Origin of the sequence: Mesorhizobium sp. M0664 (genome assembly GCF_040320565.1) — a bacterium.
Taxonomy (GTDB): domain Bacteria; phylum Pseudomonadota; class Alphaproteobacteria; order Rhizobiales; family Rhizobiaceae; genus Mesorhizobium.
Map to the genome: position 1 here is coordinate 344,953 of NZ_JAMYPW010000003.1, position 19,345 is coordinate 364,297.

Below are 19,345 nucleotides of genomic sequence, written 5' to 3' on the forward strand. Positions count from 1 at the left end.
GTCCGGAACTGCGCAGAAACAAAGAGGTAGAGCGGTTCGGCGTTTCGGTGAAACGATGAACAGCTCTACGCTGCCGCGGTGTTCTCCCGCAGCAGCCGCTCGGCCGCCGCACGCGCCTCGTCGGTGATGGTGGCGCCGGCGAGCATGCGTGCGATCTCTTCCTGCCGTGCCGCCCGGTCCATCTCGGCGATGCCGGTCGAGACCCTGTCGGCACCGCCCGATTTGGAGATCAGGAAATGCGTCGCCGCGCGCGCCGCCACTTGCGGTGCATGCGTGACCGAAAGCACCTGCACGCGTTTTGCCAGCCGCGCCAGCCGCTGGCCGATGGCGTCGGCAACCGCGCCGCCGACGCCGGTGTCAATTTCGTCGAAGACCAAGGTCGGCGCCGACCCGCGATCAGCCAGCGCGACCTTCAACGCCAGCAGGAAGCGCGAAAGCTCGCCGCCGGAAGCGACCTTCATCATAGGGCCGGGCCTGGTGCCGGGATTGGTCCGCACCCAGAACTCGACCTGGTCGATGCCTTCTTCCATGCGGCTCTCGGCATCGCTAGCGATCTCGACGATGAACTCGGCGCGTTCGAGCTTCAGCGCCGGCAGTTCGGCCATCACCGCCTTGCTCAGCCCGACAGCCGCCGCATGGCGAAGCGACGACAGCTGGGCCGCTGCAATGTCATAGGCCTGGCGCGCCGCCGCAGCCTGTTTCTCCAGCGCCTGCAGGCGCTCTTCGCCGGCGTCGAGATCGGCAAGGTCGGCAGCCATGGTGTCACGCAATTGCGCCAGGTCATCGACGGCGACGCTGTGCTTGCGCGAGGCGGCACGCAGCGAAAACAGCCGCTCCTCAGCCTTCTCCAGCCGCTGCGGATCATATTCGGTGGCGCGAAGTGCTGCTTCGACGCCCGACTGCGCCGCGTCGAGCGACAGCATCGCCTCGTCGAGCGACTTGACGACATCCTCGAGCAGCCCGGGCGCTTCGGTGACCTTGCGCTGCAGCCGCCTGAGCAGGCTGGCCAGTTGCGGCAAGGGCGAGGACGGACCCGAGAGCACATCCTGCGCATCATGGATTTCCGAGGCGATCTTTTCGGCACGCATCATCAAGGCGCGCAATTCGGCCAGCTCGGTCTCTTCGCCAGGTTGCGGATCGAGCCTGGTCAATTCGGCGACCGCTGCACGCAGATAATCGGCCTCACGGGCAGCTGCTTCGACTTTGGCCCGGTGCCGTGAAAATTCCTGCTCGCAGGTACGCCAATGCCGCCACGCCTCGCCGGTTCCCCGAGCAGCGCCGAGATGGCCGCCGAAACTGTCGAGCAACTCGCGATGGGCGCCGGGATCGACCAAAGCGCGCTCGTCATGCTGGCCGTGGATCTCGACCAGCGCACGGCCGATGTCGCGCATCAGCGTCACGCTGGACGGCTGGTCGTTGACGAACACGCGCGTGCGGCCGTCAGCCGTCTGGACGCGGCGCAGGATGATTTCGCCGTCGTCCTCGATGGCATTCTCGGCAAGCAACATGCGAGCCGCGTGGTTGCGCGGCACGTCGAACACGGCGATGATCTGGCCTTGTGCCGCGCCATGCCGCACCAGCGAAGCGTCGCCGCGGGCGCCAAGCGCCAGCGACAAGGCGTCGAGCAGGATAGATTTTCCGGCGCCGGTTTCGCCGGTAAGGACCGAAAGGCCGGACGAGAAGTCGATGTCCAGCTTCTCGATCAGAACGATATCGCGGATCGACAGTCTGGAGAGCATGGTGACGCGCCGCTCAGGCGCCGGTGATCAGCTTCCCGGCCTTGGAGATCCACGATCCGGCATTCTCGCGCGGCTCGAGCCCACCACTCTGCAGGAGCTTGTAGGAGTCCTTGTACCACTGGCTGTCGGGATAGTTGGTGCCGAGCACGGCCGCAGCGGTCTGGGCTTCCGACGTCAGCCCCATCGCATAGTAGCTCTCGGTCAGACGCGCCAGCGCTTCCTCGACATGACGTGTGTTGGAATAGTTCTCCACGACGTTGCGGAACCGTTTAACGGCCGCGATGTATTCGCGGCGCTCGAGATAGTAGCGGCCGATCTGCATCTCCTTGCCGGCGAGCTGATCGTTGGCGAAGCGGATCTTCTCCTTGGCATCGTCGACATATTCGGAAGTCGGCCAGCGCGTTACCAGATCCTGCATCGTCTGCGCGGTAAGACGCGCTTCCTTCTGGTCCTGGGTGACGTCCTTGATCTGGCGGTAGTAGCTCAGCCCGATAATATATTGGGCATAGGCCGCATCGTCGGTCGACGGGTAGAGGGTCAGGTAGCGCTTGGCCGAACCGATCGCCTCATCGTAATTGCCCTGACGGTAGTCGGCAAAGGCACCCATCACCATCGATTTGCGGGCGAATTCGGAATATGGATGCTGGCGGTCGACGGCATCGAACTTGCGGCTTGCCTCCTGCAGTCGCCCGGCATTCAGATTGGCGAGACCCTGATTGTAGAGCACGTCGGCCGGCTCGGTCTGATCGACATAGGTCGACAGATCGACGTCCTTCTCGGACGACATGCAGGCCGACAGAAACAGCGATGGAACGACCACCGAAAGCGCCAGGAAAACAGCCCGCCGCGGCGCCTTCGATTGACCAACTCGCTTGAAAAACATGTTTGGATTCCGCCCTTTCGGCGTCATTTCAGTCGACGGCAGCAGCCATAAACCATAATTGCCTTGCCCGGCAACGCTATCCCCGGCCAATCGCACATTTTTGTGGCGCTTTGGCGCTACCTGGAAAGCTGTGTAATTTGGCAGGCCGGTGATGCATCCATGCAACACAGCTTGACCGCAACGGGAGCCGCAAGACCTTAAGAATCAGATCATCCAGGGCGCATAGAGGGGTGCGTTGACGGCGCTCATCTCCGCGGTACGCCCGCGCTCGCGGCGCGTCGTCTCAACGATCTCGAAAGCCGAACGGTCGGACAAGAGACGGCGCAGCGCAGCTGCGTTCAGCCTGTGGCCGCCACGATAGGAGCGGAAGCAGCCGATGAACCGGGCACCGGCGAGCGCCAGGTCGCCCATCGCATCCATCGTCTTGTGGCGCGCGAACTCGTTGGGATAGCGCAGGCCTCCCATATTGATCACGCGGTTGTCGTCGCCGATCACCAGGGAGTTTTCCAACGAGGAGCCGAGCGCATAGCCGGCCGCCCACAGCCGCTCGACGTCCTTCATGAAACCGAAAGTGCGGGCCCGCGCGACGTCACGCCGGAAAATGTCGGCGTTCATGTCGGATGCAAAAAGCTGGCGCCCGATCGCCGGGCTTTCGAAATCGATCTCGATCTCGAAGCGCGTGCCATCATAGGGCCGGAACTCCGCCCAGCAGGCGCCGTTCTCGATGCGAACCGGCTTGACCACCCTGATGTAGCGACGCTTGACCGGCAGCGTTTCGACGCCTGCCTGGTCAATGGCCTCGATGAACATCACTGCGCTACCGTCGAGGATAGGCACCTCATGGCCGTCGATTTCGATGACGAGATTGTCGATCCCAAGCCCGAAAAGCGTCGCCATCAGATGCTCGACCGTGGCAATGTGCTCGCCCTGCGGATCGCCGAGCATCGTGCAGAGGTCGGTGGCACCGACCTCGGAAACGAGCGCGCGAAATTCGTGGCTTCCGCTTGCATTCGAAAGCTGGAAGACGACACCCGTATCGGCGTCCGCCGGCAGGAAATGGACGGTGACCGGATTGCCACTGTGAACGCCGATGCCGGTCAGCGTCGCACGCGATTTAAGTGTCGTCTGATAGTCGTGCAAAACAATCCCCATAGCCCATGCTGCCTAGGTCCGCTTCATCTGCCCTGAGGGCGCGGCTCTTGATTGATCGGCAGGCAGGGCCACTTCCCCGAGACTCCCAGCAAACCGACTTTGGTCGGTGGCGAAGATAATGGTCCCGCAGGGAGACTCCAAATCACGGTTTCTTACTCGTTGTAACCGCGCTCCAGCGCGGGATTGCCGCATAAGTCCTTGTTTTGAAATTGCTTTTAATTTTAACAGGCGAACAGTTTCCTGCTCGCCTGTTAACAACTGTTACGAACCGTTAACAGATCAATTGGCTTGTCGGCGCAGGAAGGCGGGAATCTCCAACTGATCGTCTTCCTGGACAGCCCGGCTCTGCGGCGTCAGGCGGCCCTGCTCGTCCAGCTGGCCGCGGCGCGGTGCGTAAAGCTGCGGATCCTGGCTGGCTAGGCGGCGCACTTCCGCCGGCGCCTGGCGCAGTTTCGGTTCGCGAGGCTGCGCCGGCTGCAGTCTTGCAGGCTCCTCTTCGCGGCGGGTCAAGCCGTTGGTCAGGCGCTTGAGCAACCCCATCGGGCCGCTGTTCTCGTGGTCGGCGGGGCGGGCCTTGGCTTCCACTTCGGCCTTCACCTGCGGCGGGAAATCCTCGACCCGCGGCATGCGCTGGGGTGCCGCGGCAACCGGCTGCGGCATTTCACGATGCGGAGCGGGCTGCATCGCTTGCTGAACCGCTGGCTGCATCATTGGCTGCGGTTGAGCGGGAGGCGCCTGGAAAATCTTGCTCTGCGGACGGAAGTCTTCCGCATGCGCGACCGGTGCCGGGCGGGCCTGCGCCATCGCTGCCGCATTCGCTTCGGCGAGCTGAATGGCCTCGGCGACCGGGTCGGCAGCACGTGGTTCATAGATTGGTTGCTGGACAGGCGCCGGGCGCATTTCCGTGACCTGGGCCGCCGGGCGGCTGACCGGCTTCGGCGGAGCCGCGCGGATGGCGATCGGCGCGGCAGCGATTTCGGCCGCCGATTTGTCGATGCCGGTGGCGACCACCGACACGCGGATGACGCCTTCGAGTTCCTCGTCGAAGGTGGCGCCCAGAATGATGTTGGCGTCCTGGTCGACCTCTTCGCGAATGCGGGTTGCCGCCTCATCGACTTCGAACAGGGTCAGGTCACGGCCGCCGGTGATCGAGATCAGCAGGCCCTTGGCGCCCTTCATCGAGGTCTCGTCGAGCAGCGGGTTGGCGATGGCGGCTTCCGCCGCGGCCATTGCGCGGCCCTCGCCCGAAGCCTCGCCGGTTCCCATCATCGCCTTGCCCATTTCGCGCATGACCGAGCGGACGTCGGCGAAGTCGAGATTGATCAGGCCTTCCTTGACCATCAGGTCGGTAATGCAGGCAACGCCCGAATAGAGCACCTGGTCGGCCATCGCGAAGGCATCGGCGAAGGTGGTCTTGTCATTGGCCAGCCGGAACAGGTTCTGGTTGGGAATGACGATCAGGGTATCGACGCATTTCTGCAGTTCCTCGATACCCATGTCGGCCGTCTTCATGCGGCGCTGGCCTTCGAAGTGGAACGGCTTGGTGACGACGCCGACGGTGAGGATACCCTTTTCGCGGGCAGCGCGGGCAACGACGGGAGCCGCCCCGGTGCCGGTGCCGCCGCCCATGCCGGCAGTGACGAAGCACATATGCGTGTTGGAGAGATGATCGATGATCTCGTCGATGCATTCCTCCGCCGCCGCGCGCCCGACTTCAGGCTGCGATCCGGCGCCGAGACCTTCGGTGACATGCGCGCCGAGCTGGATCAGCCGCTCGGCCTTCGACATCGTCAGTGCCTGCGCGTCGGTGTTGGCCACCACGAACTCGACGCCGCGCAAGCCGGCGGTGATCATGTTGTTGACGGCATTGCCGCCGCCGCCGCCGACACCGAACACGGTGATGCGCGGCTTGAGCTCGGTGATGTCCGGCTTCTGCAGATTGATGGTCATTGTCTCCGTCCTTTGCCTTTCCCGCCGCTTCGCCGCCGCGGCCGCCTATGGGGCTGTCCCCGTCAAAATTAAAAACTGTCTCTCAACCACTGACTCATTCGATGCAGTTTTCCGCCTGTTCCGGTCATCCGAAGACCGGAAATTCCCTTCGCCGGCCGGCTCTCGAAGCTCGCCATCTGTGGATAGATCAGAAGTCCGACCGGGGTCGAGAAAGCCGGCCCCTTGGCCGCCTCGGGCAAGCCTGCCACGCCAAGCGGGCGTCCGATGCGCACATTGCGGCCGAGAATGCGGCGTGCTGCTTCTGGCAGGCCGGCAAGCTGGCTGGCACCGCCGGTCAGCACCACACGCTTGCCGACGGCGTTGCCGTAGCCGGATTTGTTCAGCCGGTCGCGCAACAATTCCAGCGTCTCGTCGATGCGGGCGCGGATGATGCGCGTCATCACCGAGCGCGGTATCTGCAACGGCACCTCGCCGTCCTCGCCGATCGGATGGATGGAAACCAGGTCGCGGTCGTCGGCACTGCCAGGCAGCGCCGAGCCATGCATCACTTTCAGCCTTTCGGCGGCATCGAGCGAGGTCGACAGGCCCTTGGCCATATCCAGCGTGACGTGGTTGCCGCCGATCGCGATGGCATCGCCATGGACGAACTTGCCTTCCGAAAACACCGAGATCGTCGTCGTGCCGCCGCCCATGTCGATGCAGGCTGCGCCCATTTCGAGCTCGTCGTCGACCAGCGCAGCAAGCCCGCTGGCATAGGGCGTCGCCACCATGCGTTCAACCGACAGATGCGAGCGGTTGATGCAGAGCTCCAGATTGCGCAAGGGCGCTGCGTCGCCTGTCAGCACGTGCATGTCGACGCCAAGCTGGTCGCCAACCATGCCGCGCGGATCGCGCACACCGCGCTCGGCATCCAGCGAAAAGGCTACGGGAAGCGAATGGATCACCTCGCGCTCGGCCCGCAACGCCTGCTTGGCGCCGGCGGCAAGCACGCGCTTGATGTCGGCCTCGTCGGCCTCATGGCCGCCGAGATTGATGGTGGCCGAAAAAGCCTCGCTCTTCAGCCGGCCGGCAGTCATGTTGACGATCAGCGAATCGACCGTCAGTCCCGCCATGCGTTCGGCGGCGTCGACGGCAAGACGGATGGCGTGCTCGGCACGGTCGAGATCGATGACGACGCCGGATTTCACGCCTTGCGATTTCTGGTGGCCGATGCCGATCACCTGGACGCGATGCGAGCGTCCGCGCAGCAGCTTGCCATCCTCGCGCGGCTTGAGTTTGGCCACCACGCAGCAGACCTTGCTGGACCCGACATCCAGCACCGTCAGGATGCCGGACCGGCGCGACGAGGCATCGCTATTGCCGCCAAGCCAGCTCATATCTTCGTCTCCGGCTTGGGCTTCAGCATCTTGGGCTTTTCGTCGAGCGCGGCTTGGCGCTGTGTCGCCGCTTCCGGCGTCAACTGGACGACCAGACGATCGGAAAGGCGCATGTCGACGGCGGCGATGTCGCGCGTCAAAAGCCCGTTCTCGTGATCCATCCTGACCAGGTCGGCAATCGCCTGATCCTCACCGTCTTCGGGAAGCTTGATCGTGATGCCGTTTTCAAGCTTGAGATCCCAGCGCCGTTCGCCGATGCGGATGTAGCCCTTGATCCGCGCGGCGAGCTCCGGATAATTCTTGATCTTGGCCAGGAAATCCGGCGCTGTGGCCGGCGCGCCGGTGCCGATGATCAGCGGGAGCAATATCTGCTTGCCGCCGGAGAACGGCGCAATGACGGTGCCGGATTTCTCGATGACCGAAAGCGCGCTGCCTTGCTGCCACAACGCGAACGGCTCGCGCTCCTCGACGCGCACTTCCAGCGTATGCGGGTAGACCTTGCGCACTGCCGCGGCTTCGACCCAGGGTAGCGTGGTGATGCGTTCGCGCGCCGCTTCGGCATCGAAGCCGATCAGCGAGGTCCAGCCGTCGAGTTCCAGCCTGTCGAGAATATCGATCTCGGACGTTTCGCGGTTGCCGACGACCTTGACCTGGTCGACGGCAAAGCCGGTGCGGGCGGTGACACTCTGGACGATGGCGTCGGAATATCCGCCGAGATAGGCGCCATAGGCACTGCTCGAAACAAGCAGTGCCGCCGACAGCATGGCAGCGCAATAGGGCGGCGCTTCGAAGTCGCCTTCGCCGAGGCGCGCCAGCACACGCACCGGCCGGCGGAGCAGGCGCGGCAGCACGAAATGGTCGAACGACAACGGCATGCCGAACAGCGCCGGCCCGGCCGCGCCCTTCCCTTTGCCCTGTCCCCACTTCAACGCAGACACGAAGCGTCCTCCACCATCCAACTCAACAAATCGCCGAACGAGTGTCCCGCTTGCGCGGCGATTTCCGGCACCAAAGACGTCGGCGTCATGCCCGGCTGGGTGTTGACCTCGAGCCAGACAATTTCGCCGTTTTCGGAGTGACGATCGTCATAACGGAAGTCCGACCGGGAAACGCCCCGACAGCCGATAGCTTGGTGAGCCTTGAGCGTCAGTGTCTGTATTTTTTGGTAAATATTCGGTGAAAGTTTTGCCGGGCATTCGTGTTTTGATCCGCCCGCGACGTATTTTGAATCATAGTCGTAGAAGGAATGGCCGGTCGGGATGATCTCGCAGACACCGAGCGCCACATCGCCCATCACCGCGCAGGTCAATTCCCGCCCGTGCACATAACGCTCGACCATCACCGTATCGCCATATCTCCACTCGGACGAGCCGATGATCTGCGGCGGATGCGACTGGCCTTCATGGACGATGACGACACCGAAGCTCGACCCTTCGTTGACCGGCTTGACGACATAGGGCGGCTTCATCGGGTGCTTGTTCTGGATGGCGAAGCGATTGGCCACCTTCGATTCCGCCACCGGAATGCCTCCCGCCTTGGCGACCTTCTTGGCCTGTTCCTTGTTCATCGCGAGCGCCGAGGCAAGCACGCCGGAATGGGTGTACGGAATGGCGAGGTACTCGAGGATGCCCTGGATGGTGCCGTCCTCGCCGAAGGGGCCGTGCAGTGCGTTGAAGACGACGTCGGGCTTGAGCGCGCTGAGCACCGAGCCGATATCGCGCGAGACGTCGACGCGGGTGACCTGGTAGCCCTCTCCCTCGAGCGCATCGGCGCAGGCCTTACCCGACGACAGGGACACGGGCCGCTCGGACGAGAATCCCCCCAGAAGGACGGCCACATGCTTGCTTGTCATTCCCCGTCATTTCCTCTCACAGCAGGCCTGCACCATCGTGCATGCCCCGAAAAGCATCGCGCGCACTCAAATGCGCCCGAGCAACTTCGCTCCCGTGTTTCCGCAACATTGAGTCCGAGTCTCCCGGCAGGTTGCCCCCCAGACGGAAACGCGAGTAACGCGTCGAAACGACTCAAATCAGGAAACGCTTCAGGGCAGAGAATCAGAGAGTTGATTCGCTGGCAAGTGCTTACGATTCCGATGGATTCACTTTCCGCAAAAACGGCAGCAAAATGTGAATTCATGAGTCCAAAAGGCAACGGCGGTCAGCTTGCCTAAAGCAACTGTCCGAGAAATTCCTGGACGGCATGGCCCGGCCGAAAATTACCGATGCGCTTGATCTCCCACTGCAGCCGGATGCCTGATCTTTCGAGCACGCGCGCACGCACCGTCTCACCGAGATATTCAAGCTCGTAGCCCGTGGCGGTTCCGGTGTTGATCATGAAGTTGCAATGCATCGGCGACATCTGCGCCCCGCCGACCATCAGGCCGCGGCAGCCGGCCTTGTCGATCTCCTTCCAGGCCGAGGTGCCCTCAGGATTCTTGAAGGTAGAGCCACCGGTCTTTTCGCGGATCGGCTGCACGGTCTCGCGATGGTTCTGGACAGCATCCATCGCGGCCTTGATCGCCGCCTTGTCCTCGGGAATGCCTTCGAGCAGCGCCGACGTGAAGATCAGCCCGGACGGCGCCGCTGAATGGCGATAGGCATAGCCCATATCGGCATTGCTCAGCGTATGAACATTGCCCTTGCGGTCGAGTGCCCGCACCTCGACCACGCGCTCGCGCGTCTCAACGCCATTGGCGCCGGCGTTCATCCTCAGCGCTCCGCCAATGGCGCCGGGAATGCCGTGGTAGAAATGAAAGCCACCGATGCCGGCCTCGTAGGCAACGGCCGCAAGGCGCTTGTCGGGTGTCGCGGCGCCCGCCTTGATCGTGGTCGGCGCAATCACTTCGGTCTCGGCAAAACCCTTGGCCGAAAGCCGGATGACAAAGCCCGCAATGCCGCCGTCACGGACAAGCAGGTTCGAGCCGACGCCGACGATGGTCAGCGGAATTTCCTCCGGCACCGCCTTCAGGAACGTGGCAAGATCGTCCTCGTCGGCCGGCTGGAACAATGCGTCCGCCAGCCCGCCGGCTCGAAACCAGGTGATCTTGTCCATCTCGGCATTGGGCATGATGCGGCCGCGCAGTCCGGCAAGCCGGTCGCCGAGCTTCTCGATCAACGCCTGGCCGCGCATCATGAGATGGTCCCGCCGAGTTCCCTGGGCAGCGCATAGGCCCATTGCGTGATGTTGCCGGCGCCGAGGAAGACGACGAAATCGCCCGGCTTCGCCACCTCGCGCACAATCGGCGCAATCGCCGCCGGACCTTCGATGTAGCGTGCGTCGCGATGGCCGCCGGAGCGGATGCGCGACACCAGTGCGTCGGACGTAACGCCGTCGATCGGCTCCTCGCCGGCCGCATAGACGGGCGCCACCATTACCGTATCGGCATCGTTGAAGCAGACGGAAAACTCGTCGAACAGATCGCGCAGCCGGGTGAAGCGATGCGGTTGGGTAACGGCGATGATGCGACCCTTGGTAGCGCTGCGCGCAGCCTTTAGTACCGCCGTGATCTCGACCGGATGATGGCCGTAATCGTCGAACACATCGACACCGTTCCACGAACCGGTATGGGTGAAACGGCGCTTGACGCCGGCGAAGGACGACAGGCCCTTCTTGATTGCCTCAGCCGAAAGGCCGAGCTCATGCGCGACGGCAATCGCCGCCGTCGCATTGGAAACATTGTGGCGCCCGGGCATAGGCAGCCGCAGGCCTGATATCGTTATCTGGCCGTGCGTCTTGCGGTCGCGGATCACCACGTCGAATTCCGAGGTCGGGCCGTCCATGCGGTGATTGGTGAAGCGCACGTCGGCCTGCGCATTTTCGCCATAGGTGATGACGCGCCGGTCCTCGATGCGGCCGACCAGCGCCTGCACCTCGGGATGGTCGGTGCACATCACACCGAAGCCGTAGAACGGCACATTCTCGACGAACTGACGAAACGCTTCGCGCACTTTGTCGAAGGAGCCGTAATGGTCGAGGTGCTCGGGGTCGATATTGGTGACGACGGCAATCTCGGCCGGCAGCTTGAGGAAGGTGCCGTCGCTCTCGTCGGCCTCGACCACCATCCATTCGCCGTCTCCCATGCGGGCATTGGTGCCATAGGCATTGATGATGCCGCCATTGATTACCGTCGGGTCGAGCCCGCCGGCTTCGAGTAGCGTCGCCACCATCGAAGTCGTCGTCGTCTTGCCATGCGTGCCGCCGATCGCCACCGCTTGCCGGAAGCGCATCAGTTCGGCCAGCATTTCGGCGCGCCGCACGATCGGCAGCAACTTCTCTCTCGCCGCCTTCAGCTCCGGATTGGATTTCTTGATTGCGGTGGAGACGACGACCACTTCGGCCTCGCCGAGGTTTTCGGCCTGATGGCCGACGAAGCATTCGATGCCTTTGTCGCGCAGCCGCTGCACATTGGCGCTGTCGGCCTGATCGGATCCCTGCACCTTGTAGCCGAGATTGTGCAGCACCTCGGCGATGCCGCTCATGCCGATGCCGCCAATGCCGATGAAATGCACGAGGCCGATCGTCTGTGGCATCTTCATGCGTGCGTCTCCTTCCTGAATTCCGAAACGGATTTCCTGGACGCAATAGCCTCTGTCAGATCGGCGAGCAACCGCGCGGCATCCGGTTTTCCGGACGATTTCGCCGCCGCGGCCATTGTCGCCGCCTTGCCTGGATCATCCATCAGCCCGCCGACAAGCACGGCGATCCGCTCCGCCGAAAGCGTGGATTGCGGATGCACCTCGGCGCCGCCCGCTGCCGCAAGGGCCGCCGCATTCGCCGCCTGGTCGTGGTCGAGCGCGTGCGGATAAGGCACCAGCAGCGCCGGCCGGCCGATCACCGCGATTTCCGATACGGTCGATGCGCCGGAGCGCGACATCACCAGATGCGCCGCCGCCAGCCGCGCCGCCATGTCGGTGAAGAAGGGCGACACCTCGGCCTCGATGTCAAGCGTGGCATAGGCCGCTTTCACCCGCGCCACATCGTCGGCGCGCGCCTGCTGGGTGATCGCCAGCCGCCTGCGCTGTGCATCGGAAAGCCGGGCGATCGCCGCCGGCACCGCATCGGAAAAGAACTGCGCGCCTTGGCTGCCGCCAAACACCAGAAATCGGAACGGCTCTTCACCGGCCGATGCGGCATAAGGCGTCTTCGCCGCTTCCAGCACTTGCGGCCTGACCGGATTGCCGGTGGTCACCGTCTTGACGCCTGTAGCACTTGTGTCTTCCGGTAGGAAACCACCGGCAATAGCGTCGACGCGGCCGGCGAGCGCCCGGTTGGCACGGCCCATCACAGCGTTCTGCTCGTGGATCAGCGTCGGCACCTTGCGCCGGGTCGCGGCATAGAGCGGCGGCAGCGTCGGATAGCCGCCGAAGCCGACCACGATGGCGGGCTTGACGCTGGCGATGACGGCCGATGCCTGCCGCACCCCGCGCCAGATTTTCCAAAATGCGGCGAGCACGGCAAAAGGATTTTTCGACCCCATCGTCGCCGACTGGATCGGATGGATGGCGGCCGCCGGGAACTGCCCGGCAAAGCGCTCGGCGCGTTCGTCCGTCGCCAGGTGCACCGCCCAGCCGCGCCCGGTCAGTTCGTGCGCCAGCGCCTCGGCCGGGAACAGATGTCCGCCGGTTCCGCCTGCCGCCAGAAGGATGACCCCCTTCGCCATCTCACTCCGCCGGCATCGCACGCGGCGACGGCATGAAGCCCAGCTGCTTGCGCTTTTCCGGGCGCTTGCGCGTCAGCGCCAGCACCATGCCCATCGAGATGGCGATCGCGATCTGCGAGGAGCCGCCGTAGGAGATGAACGGCAGCGTCATGCCCTTGGCCGGCATCAGCTGCAGATTGACGGCCATGTTGATGACCGACTGCAGGCCGAAGACCGTGACCAGGCCGCCAACCGCGTAGCGGGTGAAATCGTCCTGCTCCCTGAGCGCCGTGTTGAGACCGCGCAGCACGATGAAACCGAAGATGGACATGATGAAGAAACACATGATCAGCCCGAATTCCTCGCCGGCGACGGAGAAGACGAAGTCGGCGTGGCTGTCGGGGATGACCCGCTTGACAGTACCCTCGCCCGGCCCGACGCCGAACCAGCCGCCATTGATCAGCGCCTCGCGGCCCATGTCGACCTGGAACGTGTCGCCCTCGCCGGTCATGAAGCGGTCGATGCGGCCGGCAACGTGCGGGAACACCGCATAGGCAGCGAACACGCCGCCGACGCCGGCAGCACCCAGCGCGACGATCCACAGCCACGGCAACCCGGCCATGAAGAACATCACCCCCCAGGTGCCGAGCACCAGCATGGTCTGCCCAAGGTCAGGCTGCGCCACCAGCAGCGAGATGACCAGCGCAAGCAGCAACATGGCGAACAAATTGCCCGGAATGTCCGGCTGGCGCTTGTGCTCGGCGAACAGCCAGGCGCAGATGATGACGAAGGCCGGTTTCAGGAACTCGGACGGCTGGATCGAGAGGCCGGCAAGCGACACCCAACGCCGCGCGCCCTTCACCTCGACGCCGATATAGAGCACGGCCACCATCAAAAACAGCATGATGCACAGCATGACCAGCGCCATGCGCCGGATCTGCCTGGATTCAAGGAACGAGACGGCCAGCATCACCCCAAGTGCCGGAATGGTGAAGATAATCTGGCGCGTCGCGAAGTGGAAACTGTCTAGCCCGATGCGCTCGGCCACCGCCGGGCTTGCGGCGAAAGACAAAACGATGCCGAGCCCCATCAGCGACAGGAACGCCGCCAGGAACCACCGATCGATCGTCCACCACCAGGTCGCCACAGGGCTTTTGTCGAGACGGCTTTGCATTATCGTGTCCCTCCGATGGGCTTCACGCCATCAATGGCGGTTGCGGCTTGCCTGAACGCCTCGCCGCGGACTTCGAAATTCTTGAACTGGTCGAAACTGGCGCATGCCGGCGACAGCAGCACCACTGCCTCGCCGCTACTATCCCTGGCCGCATCGCGGGCGGCGTGTTCGACTGCCGCCGCCAACGTGCCTGATATCTCGTAGCGCACCGCTTCGCCCAGCGTCGCCGAAAAGGCCGGTGCGGCTTCGCCGATCAGATAGGCCTTGGCGATGCGCGGGAAGAAGCCGCGTAATGGCTCGATGCCGCCCTCTTTCGGCAGGCCGCCGGCAATCCAGTAGATACGCGCAAAGCTCGACAGCGCCGGTGCAGCGGCATCGGCATTGGTCGCCTTGGAATCGTTGACGAACAGCACATGCCCTTTGCGGCCGACCTGCTCCATGCGGTGCGCCAGCCCAGGGAAACTCTCCAGTCCGGATTGGATCTCGCCGAGCTCGAGCCCGACCGTGAGGCAGGCGGCGGCGGCGGCCAGCGCGTTCTGCGCATTGTGCTGGCCGCGCAACGAGCCGATGCCTTCGAGGAAGGCGACACGGCTGTAGCGGCCGTGCACGGCTTCCATTAAGTTGGTGCCGTCAGCGAAATAGCCGTCGGTCAGCGGCAGCCGCTTGGAGATGCGGATGACCTGCCGGCCGGCCCGCTCCAGCCGATCGGCGATCTGGGCGCACCAGGAATCGTCGACACCGATGATTGCCGTCTCGCTGCCGGCCACCAGCCGCTCCTTGATCGAGGCGTAGTGTTGCATCGTGCCATGGCGGTCGAGATGGTCCGGCGTCAGGTTGAGCAGCACACCGGCCGTCGGGTTGATCGAAGGGGCAAGATCGATCTGGTAGGAAGAGCACTCAACCACATAATGCCGTTCAGGCTGCGGCGGATCGAGCGTCATCACTGCGCGGCCGATATTCCCGCCCATCTGCGTGTCGCGCCCAGCCGATTTTAGGATGTGCGCCGTCAGTGCCGTGGTCGTCGACTTGCCGTTGGTGCCGGTAATGGCAATGAAAGGTGCTGCCGGTGCCAGCAGCATCCGCTCGCGGCAGAAAAGCTCGATGTCGCCGATGATCTCCACGCCTGAGCCCCGCGCCAACTCGACGGTCCAGTGTGGCTTGGGATGCGTCAGCGGCACGCCGGGCGACAGCACGAAGGCGGAAAACCTCGCCCAGTCCGCACCGCGCAGGTCCGCTGTCGTGATGCCGACCGCGCCGGCCTTGGCGACGCTGTCGGGATTGTCGTCCCAGGCCAGCACATCCGCGCCGCCCTCGATCAGCGCGCGCGCCGTGGCAATCCCCGAGCCACCGAGCCCGAAGAGCGAAACGCGCTTGCCTGAAAAGGATGCGGCGGGGATCAAGCGGCCTCCTATCTGAGCTTCAGGGTCGACAGGCCGACCAGCGCCAGGATGACGGCGATGATCCAGAAGCGGATCACCACCTGGCTTTCGGTCCAGCCGAGCTTTTCGAAATGATGGTGGATCGGCGCCATCAGGAAGACGCGCTTGCCGGTCATCTTGAAGTAGCCGACCTGGATGATGACCGAGAATATCTCGACGACGAACAGACCGCCGACGATGACCAGCACGATCTCGTGCTTGGTCGCCACCGCGACCGTGCCGATCAGCCCACCCAGCGCCAGCGAGCCGGTGTCGCCCATGAAGATCGCCGCCGGCGGCGCATTGAACCAGAGGAAGCCGAGACCGGCGCCGATCACCGCTCCAAGGACCACCGCAAGTTCGCCGGTGCCGGGCACGAAATGGATCTGCAGATATTCGGCGAACACCGCGTTGCCAGAGAGATAGGCGATGACGCCGAAGGATGCGGCCGCGATCATGATCGGCACGATCGCCAGCCCGTCGAGACCGTCGGTCAGGTTCACCGCATTGCCGGCGCCGACGATGACGAAGCACGAGAACGGGATGAAGAACCAGCCGAGATTGACGAGAAACTCCTTGGCGAAAGGGAATGTCAGCGATGACGAGAACGGCGCCTGGCCGTTATGCATGATCACCCAGGCGGCGATGCCGGCGATAACGAATTCGAGCCCCAGCCGCGCCTTGCCGGAAAAGCCGAGATGCGATTGCTTGGTTACTTTGAGATAATCGTCGTAAAAGCCGATCGAGCCGAATCCCAGCGTCACCAGCAGGACCACCCAGACGTAGATGCTCGACAGGTTCGCCCACAGCAGCGACGAACCGACGATGCCGGACAGGATCATCAGTCCGCCCATTGTCGGCGTTCCCGCCTTCTTGAAATGCGTCTGCGGCCCGTCGGCACGGATCGGCTGGCCCTTGCCTTGCCGCAGCCGCAGCGAATTGATGATGGTCGGTCCGAAGATGAACACGATCAGCGCCGCTGTGATCAGCGCTCCGCCGGTGCGGAATGTTATGTAGCGGAAGACGTTGAAGACCGAGATCTTGTCCGCAAATTCGACGAGCAGTGTTAGCATGCGCTTGCGTCCCCCGGACCGATCCTAGGTCTGTCTGCTGGTTGTGGCTTCCGCCGGAAACTTGCCGAGCAACGCCTCGACCAGCTTTGAAAAGCCTATGCCCTTCGACGATTTGATCATGACCACGTCGCCGGGCTTCAATTCCGATAGAAGAACCGGTTTCAGATCTTCCGCACCGGCGCGGTATTCCGTCTTGATCTCGTCGGGCAAAACGTCGGCCAGCGCCCGCATTTCCGGGCCGCCGAGAAAGACCGTGCGCGTGTCGGTGCCGACGATCAGACCGGCAAGCGCGGCATGCAATTTCGCCGAATGGCTGCCGAGCTCGAGCATATCGCCGAGCACGGCAATGCGCCTGCCCTCGCCCGACACCGGCGTCGTGTTGAGCAGTGCCATTGCAGCGCTCATCGACGCCGGATTGGCGTTGTAGCTCTCGTCGATCAGTGTGATCGGCCCGTTGGGGTGACGCAACACATAGCGCTTGCCGCGTCCGCGTTCGGGCGAAAGATCGGCCAGCGCCTGCGCAACCCTGTTAACGTCGGCACCGACCAGATGCGCGGCACCAAGCACCGCGAGCACGTTCTGCACCATATGGCGGCCCGGCGCGCCGATCCTGGCGACAATCTCGTGCCCGCCAATCTTGGCGGTGATGACCGAGTGATCGGCATTGAGCTCGCATTTGATCAGTTTGAAGGTCGCCCGGGCATTCTCGCCGAACCCGTAGACATGCTCGACGCCGGCCTCTTTGGCCATCTTCTCCAGCAGCTTCCAGCGCGCATCGTCGCGGTTGAGAAGGGCGGCGCCACCGGGCTCCAATCCCTCGAAAACCTCTGCCTTGGCCTTGGCGATCTCGTCCAGGTTGCGGAAGAAGCCGAGGTGAGCGGCCGCGATCAACGTGACGATGGCGACATGCGGCCGGACCATCTTGACCAGCGGCCGGATCTCGTCGGGATGGTTCATGCCGATCTCGAAGACGGCATAGTCGCAATCCTGCGGCATGCGCGCCAGCGTCAGCGGCACGCCCCAGTGATTGTTGAACGACTGGGCCGATGCATGCACCGTACCGACCGCGGAGAGAGCGTGGCGTAGCGCTTCCTTGGTGGTGGTCTTGCCCGCCGATCCGGTCACGGCAATGACCCTGGCCTTTGAGCGTGCGCGCGCCGCAACGCCGAGCTTTTCCAGAGCGACAAGCACGTCCTCCACGACGATCATCGGTGCCGTCAGCCGCCCCAGCGACGGCAGCTTGCCCTCGGCGACGACCAGCACGCCGGCGCCCGCCTTGATAGCGGCGGTGACGAAATCATGGCCGTCCATGGCCTCGCCCTTGATGGCGAAGAAAGCGTCTCCCGGCTGCAGGCTGCGGCTGTCGATGGAAATGCCGGCGATGGCTTCAGGCATCGGACCGAGCGGCCGGCCATCCATGGCGGCAACCAGCGCCTCGGAGGTCCACAGATAGCTCACGCCGCTTGCTCCCGCAGCGCCGAGCGAACTTCCTCATGATCGGAAAAATGCAGCGTCTCGGTGCCGATGGTCTGGCCTTCCTCATGGCCCTTGCCGGCCACGATCAGCGTGTCGCCAGCGTGAAGCATCCCGACCGCCTCGTGGATGGCCTTGCGCCGGTCGCCGATCTCGATGGCGCCAGGTGCGGCTTCCAGGATCGCGGCGCGGATCGTCTCGGGTACTTCCGAGCGGGGATTGTCGTCGGTGACGATGACCACGTCGGCCAGTCTTGTGGCGATCTCGCCCATGATCGGCCGCTTGCCTCGGTCCCGGTCGCCGCCGCAACCGAATACGACGATGACGCGGCCGGTGGTAAAGGGGCGCACCGAAGCCAGCACGTTTTCCAGCGCATCCGGCTTGTGCGCGTAGTCGACATAGACCGGCGCGCCGTTGGCGGCCGTCCCGACAAGGTCGAGCCGTCCCGGCGCGCCCTTCAATTTCTCCAGCGCCATCAACGCTTTGGCAACAGATGTTCCAGTCGAAATGGCGAGTCCGGCCGACACCAGCGCATTTGCAATCTGGAAGTCGCCGGCCAGCGGCAAGTCGACTTCGTGGAGAACGCCGTCCGCTTCGACCTCGGCGCGCTGGCGGTGGCGCTCGTGCTCGACCCGCTTCAGCCGCAGGAAATCGCCGTGGCGGCCGACCGTCAGCACGTTCAGTCCCGCTGCCCGCGCCGCCTTGATCGTCGGCTCCGACCACGGGTCGTCGGCAAAGATGACCGCCGGCGCGCCCTTCGGCAGCAGCGCGTCGAACAGACGCAATTTGGCGCGATGATACTCCTCGACCGTCGGATGATAGTCCATATGGTCGCGGCCGAGATTGGTGAAGCCACCGGCCGCGAGCTTGACGCCGTCGAGCCGGCGCTGGTCGAGGCCATGGCTGGACGCTTCCATCGAGGCGTGGGTGACGCCGGCCTCCGCCAGCTCCTTGAGCAGCCTGTGCAGTGCCACCGGATCCGGCGTGGTCAGCGAGCCATATTCGTTGCGGCCCGGCGCCACCACGCCGGTCGTGCCGATCGAGGCGGCGGCAAAACCCGCCTGCTCCCATATCTGCCGGGTGAATGCGGCGACCGAGGTCTTGCCGCTGGTTCCGGTCACCGCGACCATGGTTTGCGGTTGCATGCCGAAAAAACGTGCAGCACTCAGCGCCAGTGCAAGGCGCGGATCGTCTACGACAAGAACCGGGACTGGCAGCCCGGCGACCGCACTGCCTTTGCCGACCACGATCGCTGCAGCGCCGCGGCTTGCGGCATCGGCTGCGTAGGCTGCGCCATCCGCCTTGGAGCCGGTGAGCGCGAAAAAGACGACGCCCCGTGTTACCTGGCGGGAATCCGACGAAATCCCTGTAACCTCCATGTCGAAGGAAGCTGTCCCCTCGACAGGCAGGATACCGGCTAGATTTTTCAGCTTCATCGAACCCCGTTCATCGCAACAAAATAGCGCGCA

At 63.9% G+C, this 19,345-nt stretch carries 15 protein-coding genes; all 15 read right to left on the reverse strand.

The window, feature by feature from the left end; all coding sequences use genetic code 11:
• Positions 1 to 65 precede the first annotated feature (65 nt).
• The 15 genes from recN to NKI39_RS07240 all read right to left on the reverse strand — a co-directional run bounded on the left by recN (position 66) and on the right by NKI39_RS07240 (position 19,312).
• Positions 66 to 1,739, reverse strand: a complete 1,674-nt coding sequence (gene recN, locus NKI39_RS07170) for a DNA repair protein RecN (protein ID WP_352471568.1) — start codon at positions 1,737 to 1,739, stop codon at positions 66 to 68.
• Positions 1,740 to 1,752: 13 nt separating this feature from the next.
• The gene (locus NKI39_RS07175; protein WP_352501057.1) at positions 1,753 to 2,622 is read right to left on the reverse strand and encodes an outer membrane protein assembly factor BamD; all 870 of its coding nucleotides are present in this window, start codon (positions 2,620 to 2,622) and stop codon (positions 1,753 to 1,755) included.
• A gap of 204 nt (positions 2,623 to 2,826) precedes the next feature.
• Positions 2,827 to 3,774, reverse strand: coding sequence for a UDP-3-O-acyl-N-acetylglucosamine deacetylase (gene lpxC, locus NKI39_RS07180; RefSeq protein WP_352471566.1), 948 nt, complete (start codon positions 3,772 to 3,774; stop codon positions 2,827 to 2,829).
• 279 nt (positions 3,775 to 4,053) lie between these two features.
• Positions 4,054 to 5,724 (reverse strand): cell division protein FtsZ, encoded by a 1,671-nt coding sequence (gene ftsZ, locus NKI39_RS07185; protein WP_254818983.1) that lies wholly within the window; start codon positions 5,722 to 5,724, stop codon positions 4,054 to 4,056.
• Positions 5,725 to 5,792: 68 nt separating this feature from the next.
• A complete protein-coding gene (gene ftsA / locus NKI39_RS07190; protein ID WP_352471565.1) occupies positions 5,793 to 7,100 on the reverse strand; it encodes a cell division protein FtsA in 1,308 nt (435 codons plus the stop codon).
• Positions 7,097 to 8,038 carry a cell division protein FtsQ/DivIB gene (locus tag NKI39_RS07195; RefSeq protein ID WP_352501059.1) on the reverse strand — a complete coding sequence of 314 codons (942 nt, stop codon included), beginning with the start codon at positions 8,036 to 8,038 and terminating at the stop codon, positions 7,097 to 7,099. The genes ftsA and NKI39_RS07195 overlap by 4 nt, the downstream gene beginning before the upstream one ends.
• Positions 8,026 to 8,952: a D-alanine--D-alanine ligase gene (locus NKI39_RS07200; RefSeq protein ID WP_352471563.1), complete on the reverse strand. Its 927-nt coding sequence runs from the start codon at positions 8,950 to 8,952 to the stop codon at positions 8,026 to 8,028. Before NKI39_RS07200 ends, NKI39_RS07195 begins: the two co-directional genes overlap by 13 nt.
• Positions 8,953 to 9,266: 314 nt before the next feature.
• The gene (gene murB / locus NKI39_RS07205; RefSeq protein ID WP_352471562.1) at positions 9,267 to 10,232 is read right to left on the reverse strand and encodes a UDP-N-acetylmuramate dehydrogenase; all 966 of its coding nucleotides are present in this window, start codon (positions 10,230 to 10,232) and stop codon (positions 9,267 to 9,269) included.
• Complete coding sequence (murC, locus tag NKI39_RS07210) at positions 10,229 to 11,635, reverse strand: UDP-N-acetylmuramate--L-alanine ligase (protein WP_352471560.1); 1,407 nt, start codon at positions 11,633 to 11,635, stop codon at positions 10,229 to 10,231. The genes murB and murC overlap by 4 nt, the downstream gene beginning before the upstream one ends.
• A complete protein-coding gene (gene murG, locus NKI39_RS07215; RefSeq protein WP_352453155.1) occupies positions 11,632 to 12,759 on the reverse strand; it encodes an undecaprenyldiphospho-muramoylpentapeptide beta-N-acetylglucosaminyltransferase in 1,128 nt (375 codons plus the stop codon). Before murG ends, murC begins: the two co-directional genes overlap by 4 nt.
• A 1-nt stretch (position 12,760) precedes the next feature.
• Complete coding sequence (ftsW, locus tag NKI39_RS07220) at positions 12,761 to 13,912, reverse strand: putative lipid II flippase FtsW (RefSeq protein WP_352456168.1); 1,152 nt, start codon at positions 13,910 to 13,912, stop codon at positions 12,761 to 12,763.
• Positions 13,912 to 15,312: a UDP-N-acetylmuramoyl-L-alanine--D-glutamate ligase gene (murD, locus tag NKI39_RS07225; protein WP_352831208.1), complete on the reverse strand. Its 1,401-nt coding sequence runs from the start codon at positions 15,310 to 15,312 to the stop codon at positions 13,912 to 13,914. The genes ftsW and murD overlap by 1 nt, the downstream gene beginning before the upstream one ends.
• 8 nt (positions 15,313 to 15,320) lie before the next feature.
• Entirely contained in the window at positions 15,321 to 16,403 is a 1,083-nt protein-coding gene (gene mraY, locus NKI39_RS07230) for a phospho-N-acetylmuramoyl-pentapeptide-transferase (RefSeq protein WP_023676767.1), read from the reverse strand.
• Between the two features lie 24 nt (positions 16,404 to 16,427).
• Positions 16,428 to 17,861 (reverse strand): UDP-N-acetylmuramoylalanyl-D-glutamyl-2,6-diaminopimelate--D-alanyl-D-alanine ligase, encoded by a 1,434-nt coding sequence (locus tag NKI39_RS07235; RefSeq protein ID WP_352471557.1) that lies wholly within the window; start codon positions 17,859 to 17,861, stop codon positions 16,428 to 16,430.
• Entirely contained in the window at positions 17,858 to 19,312 is a 1,455-nt protein-coding gene (locus NKI39_RS07240; protein WP_352614293.1) for a UDP-N-acetylmuramoyl-L-alanyl-D-glutamate--2,6-diaminopimelate ligase, read from the reverse strand. The genes NKI39_RS07235 and NKI39_RS07240 overlap by 4 nt, the downstream gene beginning before the upstream one ends.
• Positions 19,313 to 19,345 lie beyond the last annotated feature (33 nt).